General features: G+C 41.3%; 12 protein-coding genes. 6 read left to right on the forward strand and 6 right to left on the reverse strand.

Annotated features, from left to right (window positions below):
* Positions 1–2 precede the first annotated feature (2 nt).
* Both VC188_RS10220 and VC188_RS10225 read left to right on the forward strand, forming a co-directional pair.
* Positions 3–527: an HPP family protein gene (locus VC188_RS10220; protein ID WP_323483890.1), complete on the forward strand. Its 525-nt coding sequence runs from the start codon at positions 3–5 to the stop codon at positions 525–527.
* Positions 524–1858, forward strand: coding sequence for a chloride channel protein (locus tag VC188_RS10225; RefSeq protein WP_323483891.1), 1335 nt, complete (start codon positions 524–526; stop codon positions 1856–1858). Before VC188_RS10220 ends, VC188_RS10225 begins: the two co-directional genes overlap by 4 nt.
* Here VC188_RS10225 and VC188_RS10230 read toward each other — a convergent pair.
* Genes VC188_RS10230 through VC188_RS10240 form a run of 3 tightly spaced genes read right to left on the reverse strand, consistent with a single transcriptional unit; the run spans position 1855 to position 3168 of the window.
* Positions 1855–2160, reverse strand: coding sequence for a hypothetical protein (locus VC188_RS10230; protein WP_323483892.1), 306 nt, complete (start codon positions 2158–2160; stop codon positions 1855–1857). The genes VC188_RS10225 and VC188_RS10230 overlap by 4 nt on opposite strands.
* Positions 2147–2719: an RNA polymerase sigma factor gene (locus tag VC188_RS10235; RefSeq protein ID WP_215271791.1), complete on the reverse strand. Its 573-nt coding sequence runs from the start codon at positions 2717–2719 to the stop codon at positions 2147–2149. Before VC188_RS10235 ends, VC188_RS10230 begins: the two co-directional genes overlap by 14 nt.
* Before the next feature lie 8 nt (positions 2720–2727).
* Positions 2728–3168: a DUF3106 domain-containing protein gene (locus VC188_RS10240; RefSeq protein WP_215271792.1), complete on the reverse strand. Its 441-nt coding sequence runs from the start codon at positions 3166–3168 to the stop codon at positions 2728–2730.
* A gap of 144 nt (positions 3169–3312) precedes the next feature.
* On the opposite strand from VC188_RS10240, the gene VC188_RS10245 reads away from it, so the two are divergent.
* The 4 genes from VC188_RS10245 to VC188_RS10260 all read left to right on the forward strand — a co-directional run bounded on the left by VC188_RS10245 (position 3313) and on the right by VC188_RS10260 (position 6098).
* The gene (locus VC188_RS10245) at positions 3313–3978 is read left to right on the forward strand and encodes a Spy/CpxP family protein refolding chaperone (RefSeq protein ID WP_215271794.1); all 666 of its coding nucleotides are present in this window, start codon (positions 3313–3315) and stop codon (positions 3976–3978) included.
* Positions 3979–4044: 66 nt separating this feature from the next.
* A complete protein-coding gene (locus VC188_RS10250) occupies positions 4045–4281 on the forward strand; it encodes a hypothetical protein (protein WP_323483893.1) in 237 nt (78 codons plus the stop codon).
* A 944-nt stretch (positions 4282–5225) separates the two neighbouring features.
* Entirely contained in the window at positions 5226–5810 is a 585-nt protein-coding gene (locus VC188_RS10255; RefSeq protein WP_323483894.1) for an outer membrane protein, read from the forward strand.
* A gap of 141 nt (positions 5811–5951) precedes the next feature.
* Positions 5952–6098, forward strand: a complete 147-nt coding sequence (locus tag VC188_RS10260; RefSeq protein ID WP_416350507.1) for a BON domain-containing protein — start codon at positions 5952–5954, stop codon at positions 6096–6098.
* Between the two features lie 60 nt (positions 6099–6158).
* Here VC188_RS10260 and VC188_RS10265 read toward each other — a convergent pair whose 3' ends face one another.
* The 3 genes from VC188_RS10265 to VC188_RS10275 all read right to left on the reverse strand — a co-directional run bounded on the left by VC188_RS10265 (position 6159) and on the right by VC188_RS10275 (position 7735).
* Entirely contained in the window at positions 6159–6434 is a 276-nt protein-coding gene (locus tag VC188_RS10265; protein WP_323483896.1) for a YMGG-like glycine zipper-containing protein, read from the reverse strand.
* An 18-nt stretch (positions 6435–6452) separates the two neighbouring features.
* Positions 6453–6857, reverse strand: a complete 405-nt coding sequence (locus tag VC188_RS10270) for a Rap1a/Tai family immunity protein (RefSeq protein ID WP_323483897.1) — start codon at positions 6855–6857, stop codon at positions 6453–6455.
* 668 nt (positions 6858–7525) lie between these two features.
* Entirely contained in the window at positions 7526–7735 is a 210-nt protein-coding gene (locus VC188_RS10275) for a hypothetical protein (protein ID WP_323483898.1), read from the reverse strand.
* Positions 7736–8132: the final 397 nt, after the last annotated feature.

The following is an 8132-nucleotide window of genomic DNA, read 5'->3' on the forward strand; positions in this document are numbered from 1 at the left end:
TCATGAATAAATTTAAAAGCTGGTGCTCCAAAATTTATGAGGCGCTCAAGCCGCCGCCAGCTCAGCTTTCTATTGCGCAGCAATTAGTCATCACCTTGGGTAGCATGATTACGATCTGCCTTTTATATCTACTGAATCATTTTTTAGACAACGAAAATTTACTATTGCTAGTACCCTTCGTCGTTAGCGCATTGATGATATTTACAATGCCCACTAAATCCATGACCTCAGCGGGTGTTATTCTTCAATCATATCTTTTATGCTCTCTTATAGGCTTTGCATTTGTATATGTATTTGATTACGCCCAATGGGTTATGGTCGCTGCGTTTGCAACTTGCTTTTCTCTAATGCTTCTACTCGAATGCTTGCATCCCCCTGCAATAATCTTACCAATTCTGATTATTAGCGAGAGGCTTAGAGATTACACTTTAGCCTTTAATCCAATTGCTCTGGATGTTCTTGTATTGCTGATCACAACTTATTTATTCAATAAAGTTTTAATGAAATTCCTATTGGTGAAAAAATGATTTACGCTAGATTTCTAGTTACACTAAAGAAAGAATTTCTAAATTGGAAACTATGGGCTGGTCGCTCGATTGTTTTAAGCTATGCAGCTGTCGCAGGCCTCACTATCGTAGGATTTACCAAGTTAGCAGAATTTTCTTTTGATTGGTTTTTAGCGCTTCAAGGTCGTAATAGATGGGCTCCATTATTTTGGACTCCAATAGTCACCATAGTCATTGTTTACCTTACCCGAAAATTTGCTCTAGGATCTGCAGGGTCAGGGATTCCTCAAGTGATCGCAGCATTAGACTCTAAATGCAAACCTGAATATAGAGGCTTATTTGTCTCACTAAAGCTGAGTATCGTTAAAATTTTTCTTACCTCAGCAGGACTCTTAGGCGGCCTATCCCTTGGACGAGAAGGCCCCTCAGTACAGATTGCTGCAGGGATCATGAGAAATGCAAAACGCTGGTTACCCTCTGCAGCCAATATTTCTGAAGCATCTTTGATTATGGCTGGTGGTGCAGCAGGAATTGCTGCAGCCTTTAATACCCCGCTGGGTGGGGTTATGTTTGCCATTGAGGAGCTATCTAAATCTTTAGAACAGCGTAGTAATGGCTTAATGATTGCGTCAATAGTATTAGCTGGTTTAGTGGGCATCTCAATCGATGGAAATTACACATACTTTGGCGTGATACAGCCAGGTGGATTTAGTCTCAACATTATCGTACCCTGCATATTAGTGATTTTAGTAAGTGGCATCCTAGGTGGATTGTTTTCGAAAGTGTTGATTATTTCCCTTAGAGTAAACAGAGGTTTACTAGGAAAATTTCGAACAAACTCCCCCTTGATATTTGCTGGAGCATGCGGACTCATTGTGGCGCTCATAGGAATAGCCAGCAATGGTGAGACCTATGGAACTGGCTATTCCCACACACAGTCAATCATTGCGGGATCAGAGAGCACCTCTTATCTATTTGTACCCCTTAAATTCATAGCTACCTGGCTTAGCACTTGGTCTGGAGTGCCTGCTGGCATTTTTGCGCCATCTCTTGCTATTGGTGCGGGAATTGGTAATACCATCTCTACCGCCCTAACTCTGCCTAGCGCTCAAATTCTTATCGCAATTGGAATGGCGGGGTTTTTAGCTGCTGTCACGCAAGCACCTATGACTTCTTTCATTATTGTTATGGAGATGGTTGATGGGCATGGGTTGGTACTCAGTCTAATGGCGAGTGCACTTGTTGCTGGCGGTATATCAAAAATGATTAGCAGGCCCCTTTACCCAAGCCTAGCAAAGTTGCAGCTTCTAATATTAGAGACCCCAGGGGCAAGGGAAAACACTGTAGATTAAATAGTTGAGAGGCTTAATTCGGATAAAGCATCAATACGCTGCAACTCTTCGTCCTGATTTGTCAGGAGATGCTGACCTAGTAATACGGAGCCTGTGATAACCACCATCGCAATCAATGCGGCAAGCCTAGGGTGTAATCTAGCGAGCGCCAAAACTTCAGTGAATCGATGAGTGGGTCGATCCACCTTAAGAACCACTCTTTGCCAATCTTGATAAATGCGTTGCTCAAAATGGGTAGATGGTTCTTGCACTTCGATTTGATCTAACACTTTCTTTAAATGTTTTTTATCATTCGCTCGCATGGGATTCACCTTTTTCTAACTCCATCTTAAGCTTCAACTTAGCCCTATATAACAATTGATCGACGCTATTCTTATTCATACCCATTGCCAGACCAACTTCTTCTGCCGTCATATCTTGATATGCCCACATCAACATCGCCATTCTTTGTTTGCTACTTAAAACATCCATTGCCTTTTTAATGCTTTCTAGGCTGACACCCTCTGAGATACTCCACTCAATCTCTTTCATGGGTTGATGCTCAATCTCATCAAACTCCTCAAAGAACCCCTTGTTAATACTTTTGATCCTATCCAAACAAAGATTGCTCACAATCACGTAAAAGTAAGTAAAAAGTCCCGACTTTCCTGAAAATGCATCCGCACTTTTCCATAAGCGAATAAAGGCCTCTTGCACGACATCTTCTGCATCTTCTTTGTTGCCAAGCATCTTCCAAGCTAAGGAGTAAGCGGGGGAGCTCAATAGGCGAATGACTTCTTTTGATGCCTTAGAATCCCCCGCTACCGCACTTTTTAATAAAGCCTGTTCGATGCGGTGTTGCTTACTAGTAAATAAAGTCAAACTGATCCTTAATTGCTCATTGGCTTATTCCAATGTTCTTTTTCATTGGGATGCGCCTTCATCCACTCTTCACGTTCCTTTTTCATCTCAAGGCGCTCTTCCGGTGTCATTGCGGCAATCATGGCTTTGCGGTTATCACGCAGCTCTTTCTTTTGCTCTGGAGTTAACGCCTTCCATTGGGCATGCATCTTCTCGCGAAGTGCTTTACGCTCTTCAGGACTTAAGGCTTTGAATTTGGCATGCAGTTTTTGGCGATACTCACGGCGCTCTTCTGGTGTGGCTTGCTTAAACTGCTCTCGTAGATCCTTAGACATCTGAAGACGCTGCTCATAGCTCATATTAGCCACCACTTGAGGATCCTGTGGCTCAGGCAAAGCTGCGCTTGCAATACTAATCGCTCCAACCATCAAAATACTTGCCATCATTAAACCTTGCATTGCTCTTTTCATCTATTTCTCCTTATTTGTTAATTCTTAGACGCGGGCACCTATAGAAAACTTACGACCAAGACAAAATAATTATTTTCTTTTTAGAGTAAGTATTTTTCAAAATTACTGTCTAACAAGGGTTAGGAGCATCCAGTTGAGAGAAAAATGAATCAAACCATGCCAGTGCGCTCGATTATCTTGAGTTTTCTAGTTTTAGTAGCAATTTTGCCCGTTAAAGAGTCTTTTGCTCAATGGGGCGGATCTCAAGGCCCTGGGGTCCCAGGAATGCCTGGAATGCGAAGGGGTGCAGGGCGCAATGCGTCTAATCCTGACTCTTCCAGTACATCAGCAAATACGCATATCTCAATGCCTGCTCCAGGTTCACATCTGCTTACATATGAGCAAATCGAAACTGGCTTATCTCGCCTTGAGGAAAATCTTAAGCTAACACCCGCACAAAGTAAAGCTTGGGATAATTTTGCAATCAAGGTGAGGCTCTATGCAAGCGATGTTGCCAAAGAAAGAGCTAAATTGAATAACGATAGTTCCGCTACTATTGATGGACTGAAATATCTGAATCAATCTACTGAAGATGCAAAAAATCGATATGCGAGCTTAAAAGAGGTTGATGAGTCCGCCAAACCGCTTTACAAATTATTGACTGCAGAGCAAAAGGCATCTTTTGATAGCAAAGTACATACTTTTATTAATGCAACTCAAAAAAGACTGGCACCAAGCCAACCAAACTACAACTTGCCAGAACTCAGTGGATCACCGTCGCCCAATCAAAACTCTGGATCAGGTACTTTGCCAGGTTACATTCACCAGTAAATGCGTAACCCCAACAATCTAAGCGGTCATATTCTGCCGACTTCGGGTGCAATGCTCGGGGTATGCATGACCGTTATCAGCATTGTGAAGCTAACCCAATCAAATCGGGGAATGGCTTACTGGGTTGATGATCTTTTAGCTTTAGACGCCCTGATCTTTCTAGCAAGCTCTATCTTTTCATACCTATCCATTCGAAGCAATTCAAAAACGGTTTATTTTGAAGATATTGCGGATAAGTTCTTTATGCTCGCATTGATTTGCATGGGTGCCGCAGTCTTACTTCTGACATATGAAATTGTGTAGGCGGTATGATAGTTGCATCTGGCCGTAAGCAGTCCTTAAATATTGGATACAATAATCTACAAGTAGTTCATCGCTTCAATGGTAGACCTATATATCTAGTGGGTTTGCCATGGAAGATTTGTGAAGATTGCTTCCACACTTTGTTGCACAGAAAGAAAAACGACTTAGGAATTTCTCCCCAAGCCGTTGATTTCATTGGTGGGCCCACCAGGACTTGAACCTGGGACCAAAGGATTCCGGTTTGTGTAGCTTTCACTACTCCCTGGACTATGCCTTCACCATATGCTCGCGCACTTAGGTGGGTGCCGTCTAGTCTCTACACCTTCAACAGCACTTTCATGCTGAAGCTTGGCTCGGCGTTAGCTTGGGCAATTAATTAAAACTACCTTTAGCTTTCTCCGAATTTGACACCATCCCTTATGCAGTTTCCACGCATAAGGCACAACTTTCGCTATGAGAGCAGAAGCCCATAATAGAGCCATATAAACAGGGGGTCTGCGGGTGGTCAGTGTCGGTGTGTAAGCAAATGTGTAAGCAAATTCATGGATTTAAAGGAAGTGTGGGGTCACTCTTTGGTTTTCAAAACCACAGGATTTTTGGAGCAACCATCTAACACTTCGTTACCCCAAAGTGCTTTTTGGTGTGTGGTTGATGAGCGTTACTTTAAGTAACACTTATTAAGGGGAAGGAATTGATTGATTACATACCAGTGACCTCTAAATAACCCTCGCCTCATAAGGAAGATTTATTTTCCATTGGGGATAAAACCTAAACATAACCAGCATGAATCAAAGAAAAGTGTGGGCCTTAAATAGCGTTCGTTAACAGACAGACATCTTTAATTAATTGCTTTGAAATAGGACTTGGTGGGAGATGTCACATAAATTATGAGAAATATTTTTATTTCGTCTTCTAGTCTAATTAGATAAAAATGAAGGTATGAAATGAAAAAGAATCTATTAGTTGCAGCATTACTTACGACAATTACAACCATCGCAACAGCCCAAACTAATCCATTCGAAGGTCCCTCAGTTGGCGTTAGCGTCAGCTCAGTGGGAGGCACAACTGACATATCAGGCACTTCCTCAGGAAATGCGGGTCAACAATCAATTATTCCCACAGTTGATGTTGGATATGCGTTTGGTATCACTAAGGAAATTGCTTTAGGTCTTACTGGTACTTACGATTTAGCAGATACTAAAGGAGGCACTGCCGGCGATGCCAACTTAGTAGGTAAAAAACATTACAGCATTAATCTTAAACCTGGCTATGTATTAGGTACAAGCACCATGATTTACGCATTGGTTGGTTATAACCGGATGTCAGGAACGATGAATTACAACGGATATACTGGGACTAGTAACTTAAATGGAATTGGTTATGGTTTAGGAATTGAAGCACTACTAAGTAAAAATATCTACGCGAGGATTGAGGGGCAGCAAGTCAAGTATTCCTCATCCACAATGAGTGGTGTAACGTATAAACCTAGCGCTACGCTAGCAACACTAGGCTTAGGATATAAATTTTAAGCGCTGCTCATCTTTTCCTTTATTGGATTTAATAAAATTAAACCACCCTGGGGATAGGGTGGTTTTTTTCATCTACCTTACAGAAAAATCAACTTCTCAAATGTACGAATCTAAGGGGATACTACACCAGGAATGCAGTCTATGAAAATTACTGTTGTCACTGAAAAAGGAATTGTGACACTTTCAGGCTCTTCTGATACTCAGGCAAAGATTGATAAGGCTATCAAATTAGCTGGTGCAGTAGATGGGGTTCAGTCAGTGAAAAGTAAGCTTGTAGTTTCAAACTAATCATTTGTTAGTACCAATAAAAAAGCCGCATTTGCGGCTTTTTTATTGAACTGTGTTTCTTTAGTTTACGGTTGACTTTGAGGAATTTGATTTAGGGGGTGACTTACTTTGACTCTTTTCATGTTGGTCATATACATAGCCGCCTACAGCGCCTATAGCAGCCCCACCTGCAGCGCCCCATAAAAGACCTCCACCAGTAAGAGCCCCAATACCCACTCCCGCTGCAGTACCAATAGCAGCGCCCGATAAGGTTCTTTGTTGCGTATCACTCATATTTGAGCAAGCAGACAAAGTTAATATTGAGGTTGCCGATAAAACGATAAGAATCTTTTTCATAGTAATTCCTTTTTGCTTTTAGCGAATGATTTTGTTAACTGCTTTTCCAGGGGACATGTTTGATGATTCACATGGAAAACGAACAGCCAAAAATCTCAACAATGTATCTGCTGCAGGAGCGGTGTTATATCCAGGATTTTGTTTAACCCAATCAATAAACTGATTCATTACTTCACGACGCGAAGGAGCTGGCTGAACTACACAAATGAAGTCTGGTGCCTTTTTAGGATGGCGAGTAACAAGATAGCCATCAAATACACCCTGACCATACACATCACAATAAATTTGTGGCTGTGGACTAGACTGATCTCCACAAACACCCGCTAACTCTTGCGTACTAATTGCCCTAGTGCCATCTGGGGTAGCTATTGCAATCCCAGAGAAAACTAATAATGAAGCTAAAAGCATTGTGATTTTTTTCATAGACTGCCATCTCTTTCTAATTAATTAAACTAACTAGAAATCAGTCTAGAAATGATTGGCAAATCGGTCTGTCTGTTATCAGACATATAGAATCTGCCAAATCCTTACTTACCAAGAGTTTTCACCTCCTGCCTATTGCTATTTAAAAACTTTTTTTATACGACCCATATTAATAGACAACAACACATTAACGAGTAGCATGAAAAGCAGGCTCACTTTTTGAAGTGCTGTGGGAATTATCAAATTGGAATCAATATGAAAAATCTGTGCGCCTTTACCTTTACAGTCCTCTTATTCGCTACAAATTCAGCGCACGCAAATAGAAGGCTGGCTTATAGCAACGGATGCATGGGTTGCCATCTTAAAGCCCATGCTCTCGGACGCAAAAGAGCGAATGGGCAATAAGACAACTAAAAGGATGAGTAGGCAATTACGAAATATGAATTCTGGCTACTTTTCGCATTCCCCGCCTATTCTCAGCTCGGCTCTCAATAGCGCTTTTTCTTACTAAAAAAGAGGTATCTCCCTAAAGCGGCAATTGAGAGTATTAAAGCAATCAGAACTAATATGCCCACTAAACCTATACCGCCTGTCATTGAACCATCCATCATCTGATACATATTTACCTCCGATCGAAATAACTATTCAATACCTAATTATGAAAAAAATTAGGTATTAGCTGAACACCCGCATGCTGAAGTTGAGGTCTTTTGCGCAGTATCACAACAATTCATTGCACTTTTTGAATGATCCTTTGCTTCACTTGCTTGATTCTTATCATGACATTGCGCAGCTTTTGTATGATTTTTTGCAGCATCTTCATGGTCACTGGCAGCTTGTTTATGAAGACGACTGGCTTCTTGGTGATTATCGGTCATTGTATTTTCCCTAGTAACTGATTTATAAGATAGGAACTTAGGCTCAACATACTTCTACTCTTGAAAAATGTGACGCAAAAGAAAAGGCCTGAATTCCTCAACTCATATTAAATAGATATATTTCGCTCGAATGTGCGGAGGAGCACTTAGTTCGTCATTATTAAAAAATAAAGCAATCACCCACTAGGACATTATTTAAATTTTGTTGCGGGGGTCGAGCCACCGACGCAAGGGATTTTTTAATGCTTAGCTCTACCGTCCTCTATTGGCCGAGGCTGTGTAAAAACTCAAAACACTTCCATTAATTTCGATTTAGAGCGTGTACACGGGTTTAGGTTTCTCAATAAAGCGCCCTGAGGGGCTCAAGCATCCTGTTTCGGTAAATATTGGTTTTTTA

It is taken from the genome of Polynucleobacter sp. MG-28-Ekke-A2 (genome assembly GCF_035012985.1).
Classification (GTDB): domain Bacteria; phylum Pseudomonadota; class Gammaproteobacteria; order Burkholderiales; family Burkholderiaceae; genus Polynucleobacter.